Genomic DNA, 15,353 nt, shown 5'->3' with positions numbered 1-15,353 from the left:
AGAACGATGACCGAGCAGCCATCACCTATGCCGTTAGACTCTTCAACTCCTGAGGTGGCCATTCGCTTGCAGGGGGTTAGTAAAGCGTTTGCAATTTACAATCAACCATCCGATCGGCTCAAGCAGCTTGTTGTGGGCGATCGCAAACAGTACTACCGAGAATTTTGGGCAGTTCGCTCGATCGATTTAGAAGTCTATCGGGGTGAAACAGTTGGCATATTAGGGCGCAATGGAGCAGGCAAATCTACGCTTCTTCAACTGATTTGTGGAACGTTGCAGCCAACTCATGGGCAAGTCACCGTCAACGGGCGTATTGCGGCTTTATTGGAACTGGGGTCTGGGTTTAACCCCGAGTTTACTGGTCGAGATAATGTCTTTATGAATGCCAGCATTCTTGGCTTATCTCGCAGCGAAATTGAGCGTCGGTTCGACACAATTGCAGCCTTTGCAGACATTGGTGATTTTATTGAGCAGCCGGTAAAGTCCTATTCAAGCGGGATGTACGCGCGGTTGGCCTTTGCTGTTGCCATCAATGTTGATCCGGATATTCTCATTGTGGATGAGGCGTTATCAGTTGGGGATGAAGCCTTTCAACGCAAGTGTTATTCCCGTCTCGATGAAATTCGCAAACAGGGCAGCACCATTTTGTTTGTGTCGCATTCAGCAAGCCGCATCGTTGAGTTGTGCGATCGCGCCATCCTCCTCGACAAAGGAGAGCGGTTGTTAACCGCCACACCCAAAATTGCCGTCAGCAAATATCAAAAGCTCATTTACGCTCCAACCGATAGATTGCAAACCGTTCGAGATGAAATTCGACGACTGGATCAAAGCCCCGAAGCATTCGACAGCGATAGCGATTCATCTGTCAGTCAAGACATACCGTCGAAAAGCGGCAGTATGTCTGTCATTTCTACAGCAAAACCTACTGCTCAAGGCCAAGGGCAACTCCTTTGTTCTGCCGAAGCCCAATTTCCGGGAATTGATGATGATTTTGACCCGAATCTACAGCCCAAAAGTACCGTTTACTACACGCAAAACGGAGCCGAAATTTACGACATTAAAATTCTGAATCAGGCTAACCAACGGGTCAACATTTTAACCTCAGGCCACCTGTACCGCTATACCTACAAAGTCAACATTACCCAACCCGCCTACAAAGTTCGATGTGGAATGATGATTAAATCGGTTACAGGCATTGAGCTAGGTGGCATTGTCACCCATCCCTTGCCAGATGATGGCCTTGAGTACGTTGAATCTGGCTCCACCTTAAACGTGACGTTCCACTTTCAAGCCGCTCTTAGCCCCGGTGTCTTTTTTCTCAATGCGGGAACATCAGGCTATTTAAAAGACAAACGAGAGCAATTGCATCGCATTACAGACGCACTTATGTTTCGCATCGCCCCCATCAAGAAAAGGCAGACGAATGGCTATATTGATTTTTCGGCAACCAAATTACCAACTATCAGCATTAACAAAACCCTGATTGCCTTTCATAGTTCAACTTAAAGGCTGAATGATAAGCCCAGTTCACGGCCTGTGAACGATAGGTTGATAGAGTCAACTGTGTGTGCCATGTGTTCAATAGCCTACTTTGCATGAAGTACCGAGATCGAGGAGCAATCGTTTGATACATTTTTTGGGTATAGGGGCTCAAAAATCAGCAACTACCTGGCTGTACAAGAACTTAGATCGCCATCCCCAGATCAAGTTTCCAGCAGGTAAGGAAGTGCATTTCTGGGATAGGCGATCGCAAGACGGGGGCGATGCATGGTTAAAGCTATTTCCACCTTGCCCTGAACATATCAAACAGGGAGAAATCACGCCGGCTTATGGAATACTGGAGCCCAATATTATTCAATCAATTTACGAAGTGGCTCCTTCCGTGCGGTTGATTTTCAGCATTCGCAACCCTATTGAACGAGCCTTCTCATCAGCAATCATGGCTCTAATTAGATCCCAAATGGAGATGCACGAGGCTTCTGATCAATGGTTTATTGATCACTTTTTATGTCACACTTCTCGATCACAGTGTAATTACCTTAGAAGCATCAAAAATTGGACTTCCATCTATCCTAGTTCTTCTCTACTCACCATTTTCTTTGATGACATCCGCACTCATCCTGAAAAAGTCTTAGCCGATGTATCCAACCATATTGAGGTCTCTCCCTCCATCTGGCAGGACTTCCCCCTTGATGAGTTACAAGCGGTTGTTCGTCCCCCTTTAATTGGCGATACATTTGTTGTGATATCTAACGCGTTGGACAAAAGGCCGTCTCTTAAACTTTATTTGAAGGATTTGTATCGAGAAGAAATTCGAAACCTATCGCGTTTCTTTGAACGAGATCTCGAATATTGGCTTGAAATCTAAGCATTAGCAAGACACGCAAGATGGTAGCTTAAAACTACATTCAAAGATCCAAACTCTGAGTTCTATTCCCATTTGCCATAGCCGCCGTCGCCAACCATGGAAGATCAACCCTGCAGAGGTAGTAGCCCAGCCAATACGAAGCAAGCCATTTTTATCTTAGGAATGCATCGCAGTGGCACGTCAGCACTGACAAGAGTGCTAAATCTTTGTGGCGCGTTTCTCCCAGACAAGCTAATGCCCCCAAAGCAAAACAACAATGAGACTGGCTTTTGGGAGCCCGCCGATCTTGTTCACTTCAATGAAGAGGTTCTAAGGTCAGCAAACTCTGCATGGGACGACTACACGGATTTTCCTGAGCGATGGTTTGGGTCTGAAGCTGCTGCTAAGCTTCATGCAAAAGCCCTAAAACTCGTCACGAGCAACTTTCAGGATCATCCGTTGTTCGTGATTAAAGATCCTAGAGTTTGTCGGCTCGTTCCATTTTGGACCCACGTTGTCCATGAGTATGGGGCTGAGCCTCTATTTATCCTCCCAATTCGAAATCCCTTAGAGGTTGCGGCTTCTTTAGAGAAACGTGATGGTTTTTTGGTGTCGAAATCAGTACTGCTCTGGTTACAGCACTTTTTAGCCGCAGAACGCCATACCCGAAACCAGAAGCGAGCCTTTGTTACTTATGAACAGCTTTTGAATGACTGGCGTGGAACCATCCATAAGGTAGAACGCGAGCTTGAAGTGTGCTTTGGAGAAGTTTCTACCGAGGCAGAAGCTGCGATCGCTCAGTTTTTGAGACCTGATCTGCGTCATCATCACAGCGATTTTGCAGATATTCTTCAAAATCCTTTTGTGCCTAGTTGGGTAGCTAAAACCTACGATTGGGCAATACGTGCAAGCAACAACATTCACTCTGTAAGCTACGAGGAACTGGACAAAATGTACGACGCTTTTCAAGAAGCTAATCGAGCATTCAGCCCACTTCTAGAGCATCAACAAAAAGACCACCAAGATAGTCTACTGATACTCAACCAAGAGTTGGCAAGCTATAAGCAAGAAGTCAGCAATTACTCCAATCATCTTCAAGTTCTCAATGAGCAAGTTACTGAGTTCTCGAAGGAATTGTCTGAACGGGTTCAGCAGGTAGAACACCTATCGACCAAGCTTCTTGATAGTAAACAAAAGGTCAGTACCCTATCTCACGAACTCTCAACTAGCCAAGAACAGATAGAGACGTTGTCTGATGAGGTCAAAGAGCTAAATCGCCAGATGGAAGTTCTACAAAACTTTATTTTGCTTGAAAAAGCATCTGGCTTTTTGTCATGGCGTTCTTGGATTAGGAACCTTGGCTTCCATTTCTTTAGACGCAGAATTATGTTGATATTTCGCATATTAACATTGCGTTCTCATGCAGAAATTCAAGCCCTGAAAAACACAATCAAAGTGGAAACGAGTGGTTTATTTGATGCAAGCTACTACCTTCGAAAGAATATAGATGTTTTGCTGGGTGGAGCAGATCCAATTCTTCATTACCTGCATCATGGAGCATTTGAAGATCGAGATCCCAATCCTCATTTCAGCAGTCAGTACTATCTTGAACAATACCCGGATGTAGCCAAAGCCAGGGTCAATCCACTGCTGCATTACGTTCTTTCTGGGGCAGCCGAGGGTAGACGCCCTACTCCAAATGTGGAGTCTCTGCACGCGCTTCATCAAATTATTGAGGCGAAGAAAAACCGAGGTCTGGTTAAACAAATCAAGCAGCTTAATAAGCTTTCTAGAAGAGTTTTTAGTTGGATTGAAGGCAAGCCACTGAGCGATAATCCACGCTATCAGGTGTGGCTAGATAAAAACTATCGTGGCAAACGGGAACTTCAAGCTCTTATTGGCAAGGCCGCCAGCTTTGTTAAGCAGCCGCTAATTAGCATCATCATGCCAGTCTATAATCCCAAACCGGAGTTTTTAAAGGCTGCAATTCAATCCGTTATTGGTCAGACTTATCAGAATTGGGAACTATGTATTGCAGATGATGCATCAACTGATTCTCGAATCAAAAGCCTACTCCAGGGTTACTCTAAGACCGATCCTCGGATCAAGGTTGTTTTTCGGGAACAGAATGGCCATATTTCCGAAGCATCAAATTCTGCACTTGCAATCGCCACAGGTGAATACGTTGCCTTACTCGATCATGATGACGTCTTAACTGGAGACGCCTTATACGAAGTTGTTGATCTCATCAACCATCATCCCGAAGCCGATCTCATTTATTCGGATGAAGATAAGATTGACGATAAAAATTATTTGCGAGATCCCTATTTCAAACCCGATTGGAGTCCAGATACACTCCTATCAAAAATGTACGTTTGTCACATGGGGGTCTATCGCAAAAAGATTGTGGATGAAGTTGGTGGGTTCCGCCCTGGCTACGAAGGAGCGCAGGACTATGATCTGGTGCTGAGGTTTACAGAAAAGACGTCGAATATCTTCCACATTTCCAACGTTCTGTATCACTGGCGAATTCACGCTGGCTCTACCTCTAGCTCTATCGATACAAAAGATTACGCTTTGATTGCAGGCCAAAAAGCTCTAGAAGATGCGATCGCCAGGCGGCAAGAACCAGGAAAAGTCATTACAACCCCAAACAATCATTACCTCATCCGGTACGACATCAAAACGTGCGATCGCGTCAGCATCATCATTCCAACTCGAGACTTAGGTGCGGTGCTTGATCGGTGCTTAATCTCCATCTTCACCAAAACAACTTACCCCAACTTTGAAGTCGTTCTAGTTGATAATGGCACCACAGAAGAAGAGGCTCTTAATGTCTTCCAAAAGTGGAAAACGAAAGAACCAGAGCGGTTCCAGGTCTTCACCAACGACATCCCGTTTAACTACTCAAAACTGAACAACTTTGGAGTTGAAAAAGCGACAGGTCAATACCTGTTATTCCTCAATAACGACACCGAGGTTATTCATTCAGATTGGCTCGAAGCCATGGTCGAGCAAGCACAACGCCCATCCATTGGCGCTGTCGGGCCTTTGCTCCTCTATCCCGACGATACGGTTCAACATGCTGGCGTTATTGCCGGGATTGGTGGCGTCGCTGGGCATAGCCATAAGTATCACCCTGGTGATTCCCCAGGATATTTCGACCAAATTCAAACCATCAACAACTACTCGGCATTGACCGCAGCCTGTTTAATGTGCAGGCGCTCAGTTTTCGAAGAAGTTGGTGGATTTGAAGAAGCACTCAAGGTTGCATTTAATGACATTGATTTTTGCTTCAAGTTGATTGAGAAGGGATATCAAAACGTGTATCTACCTCACGTTGTTCTCTATCACTACGAGTCCAAGAGTAGAGGTTATGAAGACACCCCAGAAAAGAGAGCACGCTTTGAAGGGGAAGCGGATTATATGAAAGAGAGGTGGAAAGATTTAATTGAGAGAGACCCTTATTACAACAAGAACTTGAGTTTGCAGTCAGGTGGATATGCGATCGCGGTTGAATAAGGGCATTTAAACAAAGCGGATTGCTATATCAAAAACAGAAAAGTGGCTGTCAACGCCATACGCCACGTGCGTCAATTTGTTCTCAACGGCTAGCAGAATAGGACTGGTTATCGAGATGTCAATACAGAAGCTAATCAATTTAGGAATATACACTCTCAACCAAACAGATGAGCATCGGCTAAACCCCAAAACAATTGTTGTCCTCGGCGTTGCCAGAAGTGGCACATCCATGGTTGCAAGAGTTTTAGAGGCGATGGGTGTTTTCATGGGTGACAAGCGCGACCCAGCCGTACTTGAAGACGTCGAAGTTCATCAGGCTCTCGAGAATGGCGACCTTGAGACATTCAAGCAGATTGTCGAAAGCCGTAATGAGAAGTGTCCTCAGATATGGGGTTGGAAGCGGCCTACGGCGATGAACTATATTGACAGCTTTCAGAATGAGCTTCGTAACCCTCATTTTGTCATCGTCTTTAGAGATCATTTGGCGATCGCTGTCAGAAACTCAATCTCAGTGAATACTGATGTTCTCCGAAATCTCACCAGAACCAATAGGGAATACGAAACTCTCATCAATTTCTGTGCCGAAACTCAGTATCCTGTCTTGCTTGTTTCTTATGAAAAAGCGATTTTAAAGCAAGATAGCTTTTTGAAGCATCTAGCTCACTTCTGCAACGTGCCCATGGACGACGAAAAATTATTAGAAGTGAAAAAAGCCATTGAATTAGATAGACCTGAATATCTAAAACGGGCAAGAAAAATGCCAGTTGTTGGGATTTTAGAACCGATTACAGATGGCATTGTTAGAGGCTGGGCTTATTCAAACTCATCGCAGGATGAAATCCAGCTCGACATTCTGATCAATCAGAAAAAAGTCGCTTCAACAGTCGCCAATCTACCCCGAGAAGATGTCAAAGCAAATGACGGAAAAGTGGGCTTTTTCATCGATATCAAGCCCTTCCTGTCACCTGGTGAAAATGAAGTTACTGTGATTGCTCCCGACTTTGATGAAGAGCTTTTGAACTGTCCGGCGACTTATTTCAATTCTATTGATACTTGAGTTTTATAATGCGAATCCTAGATAGGCTACAAAAAAAATTCAAGACCTTCAAAGAAATTTCTCAAAGTCATGGAGTTGCTCATGCGTTTCATGTGACTTTCAACTTCATCATACGCAGGCTCAAAGTTCGAAAAAATTACCAAGCCTGGATTACGAGAAATTCGCTAACGAAAAAAGATATTCTTTCAATACAAGCAGACATTCAACAGCTTTCGTATCAACCAAGATTTTCAATTATATTACCTGTCTACAACATTGAGCCCGCCTTTCTGGTTCGAGCGATTGAGTCCGTCCGCAACCAGTTGTATAAAAATTGGGAATTATGCATTGTTGACGATGGGTCTACATTGCCAGCGATTCAGCCAGTTCTTGAAAAATACGCTCAACTTGATCCACGAGTAAAAGTCAGTTTCCGCAAAGAACGTGGCGGAATCTCTGCATCTAGTAATGTTGGTTTGGATCTCGCAACAGGAGATTACATTGGGCTTTTAGATCACGACGACGAGCTTCCGCTCAATGCCCTTTATGAAAATGCAAAGCTCATTCATCAACATCCAGATGCTGACTTTATATACAGCGACGAAGATAAAATTGATGAATCAGGCCAACGGTTTGCTCCCTTTTTTAAGCCAGATTGGTCACCCGACTACCTGCAAGGTTGCATGTACACCTGCCACTTTGGAGTATACCGAACTCAGCTAGTTCGAGCTGTTGGAGGTTTTCGAAGTGAATACGATGGGGCTCAAGATTGGGACCTAGTTTTAAGAATTACAGAGAAAACGAATCACGTCTATCACATCCCTAAAATTTTATATCACTGGCGCACATTGGCCAGTTCAACGGCTTCAGGAGAAACCGCCAAACCTTGGGCTTATAACGCTGCCAAGCGAGCTTTAGAAGATATGGTTCAGCGGAGTTCTTACCCTGGAAGGGTTGAAGAATTGCCCCAACCAGGGTGCTTTAGAGTTCGCCGTCATATCGTGGGGAATCCTCTGATCAGTATTGTAATTCCCACCGCTGGGAAGCAAATGACTGGTTCAGAAAAAAAATCAGCATTTGTGGAAAACTGCATTCAAAGTATTTTGAAAAAAACCACTTACTCCAACTATGAGGTGGTTGTCGTCGATGGTTACGATGCGCCAGATGAGGTTGTTGACACAATGCTTCAATCTCCTAAGGTAAAGCTTGTTCGACGTGCAGAACCATTTAACTTTTCCGATCGCATCAATTTTGGTGTTCAAGCGAGCTCAGGCGAGTTGATTCTTTTGCTCAACGATGATACCGAAGTGATCACCCAAGATTGGCTTGAGTCCTTGTTGGAGCTAGCCCAGCAACAAGAGGTTGGTTGTGTTGGAGCCAAGCTACTTTTTCCAAATGGCAATATTCAGCATGCTGGGGTCCTGATCTTAGAGGGAAATCCAGGGCACGCTTTTTATAACGCTCATGAAAGCCACTTGGGATACTTTGGTTCCAATGTTGTGAATCGGAATTACTTAGCTGTTACGGCTGCTTGCTTAATGGTGAGAAGGGAAGTGTTTGAGCAAGTTGGAGGCTTTGATGAAAGTTTTCCGATGAACTACAACGATGTTGATTTTTGCTTAAAAGTGCATCAGGCTGGCTATCGCAACGTCTTTACTCCACATGCTCAACTCACTCATCATGAATCTGTGACTCGAAAGCCTGGACTAAAGCCAGGAGAGCTTGAGCGGATTCGCGAACGATGGAATGTTTATCTTGATAGCTTTCAAGGTGATCCTTACTACAACGCAAACTTTTTCCAGCAAAGTCCGCATTTTATTATCAATTAGGATCAAAACTTGGGTCTTTTTTGTTGGCGAATATTCTTGCTACAGTCGTCTTCAAACTAATTGTTGATAGCTATTCTTAACGAAGGGGTATAGGCGTTGAATGGGTTAATTGGTCATACGGGCTTTGTCGGCAGCAATCTGAGCAGCCTGGCTCATTTCGATCGCTTCTATAACACTCAGAATATCGACACCATTTGTGGGCAAACGTTTGAAACCTTAATTTGTGCTGCTCCTCAGGCTAAAAAATGGTGGGCAAACCAAAACCCTGATGAAGACTTAGCACTAATTCAGAATTTGATATCGAAATTAAAGCAAGTTGAATCTCGACAATTTGTCTTAATTTCCTCGATTGATGTATTTCCTCGCGTGCAGAATGTTGATGAAACATTTGATTGCGGTAGTGCGGAAAACCATGCCTATGGAAGAAATCGTTATTATTTAGAACAATTTGTCATTTCTCAGTTTCGAGAGAGTTTCGTGATTCGCCTTCCGGCTTTGTTTGGGCCAGGATTGAAGAAGAATGTGATTTTTGATCTCCTGAATGAGAATGAGGTAGAAAAGATCAATCCAGATAGCCGGTTTCAATGGTACGACATTACTCGGCTGTGGGGAGATGTTCAGCGAGTCATTCAATCTCAAATTATGTTAGTGATGTTGGCAACAGAGCCAATTCAAACGTCTGAAATTTCCTCTCGTTTTTTTTCTAATGTCAAGGTGGGCAGTGCGGCTACTCCACAGGCATGTTATGACGTTAAAACTTGTTATGATGATGTGCTTGGTGGCGATCGCGGCTATCTTCTCTCGAAAGAAACTGTTTTAGAGGACATTGGGAGATTTGTTGCTGAGTATCGACTCAATAAGGGGTAAACATTGTGAAATTGACGGTTTCGAACATTGCATGGCCAGATGAAGTCGATGAGACCATCTTGTCTTTGCTTGCGGACCGCAAAGTCGCTGCAATTGAAGTAGCGCCAACTCGTATTAGCCCCGATTGGCAATTGACAGCAGATGTGATTACCAAGTTTCGCAATCGTCTGGAAGAACAAGGGCTACAGTGTTCTTCCCTACAGGCCATTCTCTATGCCTGCCCTGATTTGAAGGTATTTGGTGGAGTAGACACCAAAGCCAAGTTAGTGCAGCACTTAAAGCGTGTGGCAGATTTGGCTGCCCAGCTGGGCGCAAGGCCTCTCGTATTTGGGGCTCCTAAAAACCGACTCCGGGGCCCATTGTCCGAAACTGACGCCTTTGCCCAAGCGGTTGACCTTTTTCAAGAAGTGGGGCAATACTGTGCGGATTTGGATGTTTGCCTGTGTATTGAGCCCAATCCCACCCTTTATGGATGCGACTTTGTAACCCACAGTGCTCAAGGGGCCGAGTTGGTTCGAGCCGTCAATTCTCCTGGATTTCGGCTGCATCTTGATGTGGCAGGCATGTACCTGGCTGGGGAAGATATTCCCCGATCGCTCGACTCATGCATGGATGTGTTGGAACATATTCACATCAGCGAGCCTCATTTGGGCTCCTTTGCAGAGCCCGTCATTGATCACGCGAGCGTTGCGGCCAGCTTGCATACCCTAGGCTGGACAAAGTGGATTTCGATCGAAATGAGGGCCACTGAGCAGCCTATTCAAGGGGTAGAGAAGGCGCTAGATTATGTGATGCAGGTGTATGGAGCGTAAGCGTTGATGGATGAGGAATTGGATCTCGCGTTTGAACGTACTGGAAAAAGGTCAGAGCCATCGGAGTCAGACCTGCTTCACACCTCATGGCAAGTTCCAGATTTTGTCATCACGGAATATGCTCCCAAAACAGCACGTTATTGTATTGGCATTCCTGTTATCAATGAGGGCGATCGCATTCAAACGCAGCTCAAAACGATGCACCAATTAGGATTGCATCAGTTAGCAGATATCGTAATTGCCGATGGAGGCAGTCGGGATGGTTCTGTTTCCGATGCAAACTTAAAGCCTTGCCATGTTAGAACCCTCCTGACCAAAACAGGTTCGGGAAAGCTGAGTGCCCAACTGCGCATGTTTTTTGCCTACGCTCTCACCCAAGGATACGAAGGAGTCGTCATCATAGACGGCAACAACAAAGATGGAGTAGACGCCATTCCAGCTTTTCTTGAGGCTCTCAGCCAAGGGTGGGACTATGTGCAAGGTTCCCGCTATATTCCTGGCGGCATTGAAGAAAACACCCCACTCATCCGTAAGCTTTCTGTCAAGCTCATCCATGCACCTGTCATTAGCTTGGGAGCAGGGTTTCGTTACACCGATACCACCAATGGTTTTCGTGCCCTCAGCCGACAGTTTTTAATCGATGAACGAGTGCAGCCGTTTCGGCATATTTTTGATACGTACAACCTGCACTACTATCTATCGGTTATGGCTCCTCAACTTGGCTACCGGGTCAAAGAAATTCCAGTTTCAAGGCGGTATCCCAACGCTGGCCCAACCCCTAGCAAAATTAAGGGACTGAAAACGCACTGGAGCATGTTAATGCAGCTATTTCGAGCTGCTTTGGGCGGTTATCGTCCCACTTCGCATCACCGTTAAAGGTAATGATCAAGCCGCTGAAGTACCCAATTGTTGTGATCGGTGGTGGCTTCTACGGGTGTAGCTTAGCAAGTCACTTGGCCGATCAAGGCGCTTCTGTTGTCTTAATCGAGCAAGCGTCAGATTTACTCACCCGCGCGTCTTACCATAACCAGGCTCGACTGCATGGCGGTTACCACTATCCCCGCAGCTTTAGCACAGCCTACCGTAGCCGATTAAACTTTGCTCGGTTTTTACACGAGTTTCGACCAGCAATCGCGACTGAGTTTGTCAAGCTATATGCGATCGCCCGTCATCATTCAAAAGTTAGTCCTCGACAATTTGAAACCTTTTGCCAAACGATTGAAGCTCCAATTCAACCGGCCAGAAAGCAATTTACACAACTCTTTTCGCCCCGTGCGATCGCGGCAGTTTACGAAACTCAGGAATACGCATTTGATGCAGCGGTGCTAAGGCGTTTACTGAGACAACGATTGGACGCTCAAGGAGTCATCATTAAGTGCAACACCAAAGTTATTGCCATTCAACCCCATAACAACCTTAGCGAACCATTGGATGTCATTGATGATGTTGGCAACCATCTATGTTGTAGTTATGTTGTGAACTGTACCTATGCAGGGCTGAATCAAATTCAAGGCATTCAAAAAACTCATCATCAACTCAAGCACGAAATCACAGAGATGGCTCTCGTGCAATTGCCCGAGGAGATACAAGACATCTCGGTTACTGTCATGGACGGGCCATTTTTCTCATTTATGCCATTTCCCGATCGTCGGCTCTCAACGTTGTCTCACGTTCGCTACACTCCCCACAGTTCATGGCTAGAATCCACTCATCCTGAGCTGAATCCCTATGAAGTCTTAGCCGCTTATAGTAAACAAACCACATTTGGGTTTATGCTGCGTGACGCACAACGCTTTATGCCATGCTTAGGCGAGGCTCGGCACTGCGATTCTTTATTTGAGGTGAAGACTGTTTTAGTTCGCAACGAAGGCGATGACGGCAGACCCATCTTATTTGAAAAGAATACACATCAGCCCAATATTATCTCCGTCTTAGGCTCTAAGATCGATAATATTTACGACGCCTTTATCGCTGCATCTGATGTCTTTTCATAGGAAAAGTCTTTACTCAAACTCAATCGTTTTTGAAATACCAGGCAAATTGATTCATTTATGAAGATAAGCAATCCCCAAAAGTCAGATCTATTGGTTTCTGTGGTGTCGCCCATTCATAATGCAGGTGGATGGATTGCAGATTATCTTCGTGATGTCTCTAATATTTTATCCCAAGAGTTTAAAGACTATGAGATTGTACTCGTCGATAACGCCTCACAAGATGAAACGATTACCATTGTTGAGCAGCTTCAGGCTGAGTTAAAAAATATTCAAGTTTACTGTCTAGCCCGCTCTATTCCTCATGAAAGTGCATTTATTGTCGGGCTTGAAAATGCCATTGGTGATGTGGTCATCACGATGGATGCCGCGTATGATCCGGTCGATCCTCTAATTAAGATGATTGATCTCAGCTATAGCGGAATTAATGTGATCTATGGTTTAAGGAATGATCGAATTAATCGATCAAGTCCTTACCATTTCATGAGTCGATTTTTCTTTCGTTTCTACCGCTACATTACAAAAGAAGATTTACCAATTGCCATCTCAACTCTGCGGCTCTATACTCGCCGCGCAATTAATTCGTTTTTAGATAATAGCGATCGCTATAGTCTATTTCCAGTTATCGCTGCTTTTTCAGGACTAGCGTATACCACGTTTAACTATCAAAGAATTAATCGTACAGGCTCTTTATATCGACAAAGTTACTCAGATGCGATCGCTCGCGCACTGCGTCTTGTTTTCTTATCATCTCACTATCCACTTCGTCTCCTATCTGTCATAGCGCTTTTAGCCGCATCTTTAAATATCATCTACAGTTTCTATGTCATTTTAATTAATATATTCAAGGATAATGTTGCAGAAGGCTGGACAACATTATCCTTACAAAACTCGCTTATGTTTTTCATTTTATTTATGATTTTAAGCGTCCTTTCCGAATATATTTCCAGACTTTTCCTTAGCAATCAAAATCGACCATTCTATCTAATCGATAAAGAAAGCCGTAGCTTGGTTCTAACTCGTAAAAATGACATTAACGTCACGTCGAGCAAGCTCAAAAGCTAGACCGAATAAATACCCAAGCTTTGTACATTGCTCTTTCTGACAAAACCAGATTTTTATGTTGAAAAGAACCCAATTGTTCATTGGCATCTTTTGTATTTCATGCCTTATCTTTTTTATTCGCAATCCTGATGCATTTTTCAATCCTGTTTTTTATGCCGAGGATGGACGCTCGTATGTCGGCCCAATTTTGAGCCACGGTTTTTTCCCCGCTCTCTTTGAGGCTAGAGCGGACTACCTGGTTTTAGGCAATATTGTTATTACTGGCATCGCCATTCTGATTAATCAATTAATTTTTGGGAGTAATGTTCTAAATCTTCCGCAAATCATTGCGATTACCTCGTATTCTTTTCTTGCTTTTGTTGCGGCTCTTCCGATCCTGCTGCTTCACCAAAAGTTGCGCATGCGATATCTAATACTACTCGCCTTGGCGGTGAGTTTTTTCCCACTAGGCGGCTCAGATTTTGAGGTAATTGGAAGAATTCTAAACTTAGGATACGCCTTTGTATATCTCGCATTTATTCTAATTGCTTATAGAAATATAAGACTTGAACAGGGTGATACCAAACAAAACATTTGGATATTTTTGGGGTTAGATATTTGCATTTGGGTTTGTGCAGCCACAAACCCAGTCGTTTTTATGCTTCAACCAATTGCCTACTTCCCTTATTTAAAGAAGGTATGGAAAAAGGGAAGCTCATGGCAAAGCATTTTCCGCGATAGAACATTTTTAAGCTTAATAGGGTTAAGCACAGTCTTGTGCATTCAGCTCTTTTTCATGCTGGCTAGCCGAAATTCATACACAGGGGGGTTGGATTCTTCCTGGACACCCGCAAGCCTGATCGAAATGGTGCTTGCTCGCTCAATTCTATATCCCGTCATATATCCGTTCTACAGGTATATGAATGATGTATTTACAGTTTTGTTATTGATTGCTGTTGTTGCACTATTTATCAAATTTGCCAATCCTAAAAATTATGAAATGTATTGGGCTGGAGTGTATTCTTTGGCGATATTTTCACTCTTGGCGGTGGTATTTCGGCCAGGGTTAACGAGTTTGCTCAATGGATATTCAACAACCTGGCCGGATCGCTATTACTATGGCCAAAATTTACTCTCAATCTTTTTAGTGGTTCTTCTCGTTCAGGATATTGCAAGTTGTTTCCTGAAGCGCTCTATGCAGTTGGGGGTTTTGACGATCGCCTTCGTTGTATTACTGAGTGGTGCCAATCAGGCATCCTCATATGGAAATATTGAGAGGCACGCCGGTAATTTGAGGCAAATTGGAACATTTGAACAGAATTTAATGCAAGCTGTTGCCCGTCAAAGCTTCATAAATGAAGAATGGCAGCCAGCAGCAGATGGGAAGTTTGTTTTTGTACCGATTTATCCCACCACTCCACCGTGGGCAATGATGCTGCCTCGGCATATTGCGGAGCAATCCACACAGGTAGAACCGGTTGCAAACATCGCCAACCCATCAGCACTACAAAATGTTTCGCCTTTGGGTAATGGGGGTTATCAAGTCACGGATAAAGATCCGGGCATTCGATATGACCTTCAACTTTTTCAATTGAATGGTACAGATGCCGACATTTTAGGTTTCGATTTTGCATGCTTAGGCAGTTCAGTTGCTCCTCAAGCATCAGCCCCAACGCTGGAGATTTACTGGGGTAGCAAGTCTTTCGGAGGCCCTGACGAGCAATCTGTTATCCGTTTTGTTGCGCCGAATGGCCCCGTCAGAATTCCATTAGATACCTCAGCTCGCTGGCATCAGGCACACCATCTCAGGTCGCTTCGGATTGATGTCCAAAATCCCGAAGTCTGTCCAGCATTTTCTGTTAAGAATGCGCAGTTACTAAAACGAACACCAGAGCGTTGAAACCG

General features: G+C 44.3%; 11 protein-coding genes. All 11 read left to right on the top strand.

The window, feature by feature from the left end:
• Positions 1 to 6 precede the first annotated feature (6 nt).
• Positions 7 to 1,506, top strand: coding sequence for an ABC transporter ATP-binding protein (locus tag ACQ4M4_RS09085; RefSeq protein WP_430684172.1), 1,500 nt, complete (start codon positions 7 to 9; stop codon positions 1,504 to 1,506).
• A gap of 118 nt (positions 1,507 to 1,624) precedes the next feature.
• Complete coding sequence (locus ACQ4M4_RS09080) at positions 1,625 to 2,368, top strand: sulfotransferase (protein WP_430684171.1); 744 nt, start codon at positions 1,625 to 1,627, stop codon at positions 2,366 to 2,368.
• Between the two features lie 96 nt (positions 2,369 to 2,464).
• Positions 2,465 to 5,869: a glycosyltransferase gene (locus tag ACQ4M4_RS09075; RefSeq protein WP_430684170.1), complete on the top strand. Its 3,405-nt coding sequence runs from the start codon at positions 2,465 to 2,467 to the stop codon at positions 5,867 to 5,869.
• Positions 5,870 to 5,984: 115 nt separating this feature from the next.
• On the top strand, positions 5,985 to 6,926 hold the full coding sequence (locus tag ACQ4M4_RS09070; RefSeq protein WP_430684169.1) for a sulfotransferase: 942 nt from the start codon (positions 5,985 to 5,987) through the stop codon (positions 6,924 to 6,926).
• Between the two features lie 8 nt (positions 6,927 to 6,934).
• The gene (locus ACQ4M4_RS09065; RefSeq protein ID WP_430684168.1) at positions 6,935 to 8,734 is read left to right on the top strand and encodes a glycosyltransferase family 2 protein; all 1,800 of its coding nucleotides are present in this window, start codon (positions 6,935 to 6,937) and stop codon (positions 8,732 to 8,734) included.
• 96 nt (positions 8,735 to 8,830) lie between these two features.
• Positions 8,831 to 9,601: an NAD-dependent epimerase/dehydratase family protein gene (locus tag ACQ4M4_RS09060; protein WP_430684167.1), complete on the top strand. Its 771-nt coding sequence runs from the start codon at positions 8,831 to 8,833 to the stop codon at positions 9,599 to 9,601.
• A gap of 5 nt (positions 9,602 to 9,606) precedes the next feature.
• On the top strand, positions 9,607 to 10,413 hold the full coding sequence (locus ACQ4M4_RS09055; RefSeq protein ID WP_430684166.1) for a sugar phosphate isomerase/epimerase family protein: 807 nt from the start codon (positions 9,607 to 9,609) through the stop codon (positions 10,411 to 10,413).
• 6 nt (positions 10,414 to 10,419) lie between these two features.
• Entirely contained in the window at positions 10,420 to 11,289 is an 870-nt protein-coding gene (locus tag ACQ4M4_RS09050) for a glycosyltransferase family 2 protein (protein ID WP_430684165.1), read from the top strand.
• A gap of 5 nt (positions 11,290 to 11,294) precedes the next feature.
• Positions 11,295 to 12,407 carry an FAD-dependent oxidoreductase gene (locus ACQ4M4_RS09045; RefSeq protein WP_430684164.1) on the top strand — a complete coding sequence of 371 codons (1,113 nt, stop codon included), beginning with the start codon at positions 11,295 to 11,297 and terminating at the stop codon, positions 12,405 to 12,407.
• Positions 12,408 to 12,464: 57 nt separating this feature from the next.
• Positions 12,465 to 13,469: a glycosyltransferase gene (locus ACQ4M4_RS09040; protein ID WP_430684163.1), complete on the top strand. Its 1,005-nt coding sequence runs from the start codon at positions 12,465 to 12,467 to the stop codon at positions 13,467 to 13,469.
• 55 nt (positions 13,470 to 13,524) lie between these two features.
• Positions 13,525 to 15,348 carry a hypothetical protein gene (locus ACQ4M4_RS09035; protein WP_430684162.1) on the top strand — a complete coding sequence of 608 codons (1,824 nt, stop codon included), beginning with the start codon at positions 13,525 to 13,527 and terminating at the stop codon, positions 15,346 to 15,348.
• The last annotated feature ends 5 nt before the right edge of the window (positions 15,349 to 15,353 follow it).

It is taken from the genome of Leptolyngbya sp. AN02str (assembly GCF_050565595.1).
In the GTDB taxonomy this organism is placed as follows: domain Bacteria; phylum Cyanobacteriota; class Cyanobacteriia; order Elainellales; family Elainellaceae; genus Kaiparowitsia.
The sequence above is the reverse complement of the archived record's forward strand: the minus strand, read 5'-3'. Positions and strand labels throughout refer to the sequence as shown.

Coding starts and splice junctions, on each gene's coding strand:
- ACQ4M4_RS09085 (WP_430684172.1), top strand. CDS start 7: ATGACCGAGCAGCCATCACCTATGCCGTTAGACTCTTCAACTCCTGAG.
- ACQ4M4_RS09075 (WP_430684170.1), top strand. CDS start 2,465: ATGGAAGATCAACCCTGCAGAGGTAGTAGCCCAGCCAATACGAAGCAA.
- ACQ4M4_RS09070 (WP_430684169.1), top strand. CDS start 5,985: ATGTCAATACAGAAGCTAATCAATTTAGGAATATACACTCTCAACCAA.
- ACQ4M4_RS09065 (WP_430684168.1), top strand. CDS start 6,935: ATGCGAATCCTAGATAGGCTACAAAAAAAATTCAAGACCTTCAAAGAA.
- ACQ4M4_RS09050 (WP_430684165.1), top strand. CDS start 10,420: ATGGATGAGGAATTGGATCTCGCGTTTGAACGTACTGGAAAAAGGTCA.
- ACQ4M4_RS09045 (WP_430684164.1), top strand. CDS start 11,295: ATGATCAAGCCGCTGAAGTACCCAATTGTTGTGATCGGTGGTGGCTTC.
- ACQ4M4_RS09040 (WP_430684163.1), top strand. CDS start 12,465: ATGAAGATAAGCAATCCCCAAAAGTCAGATCTATTGGTTTCTGTGGTG.
- ACQ4M4_RS09035 (WP_430684162.1), top strand. CDS start 13,525: ATGTTGAAAAGAACCCAATTGTTCATTGGCATCTTTTGTATTTCATGC.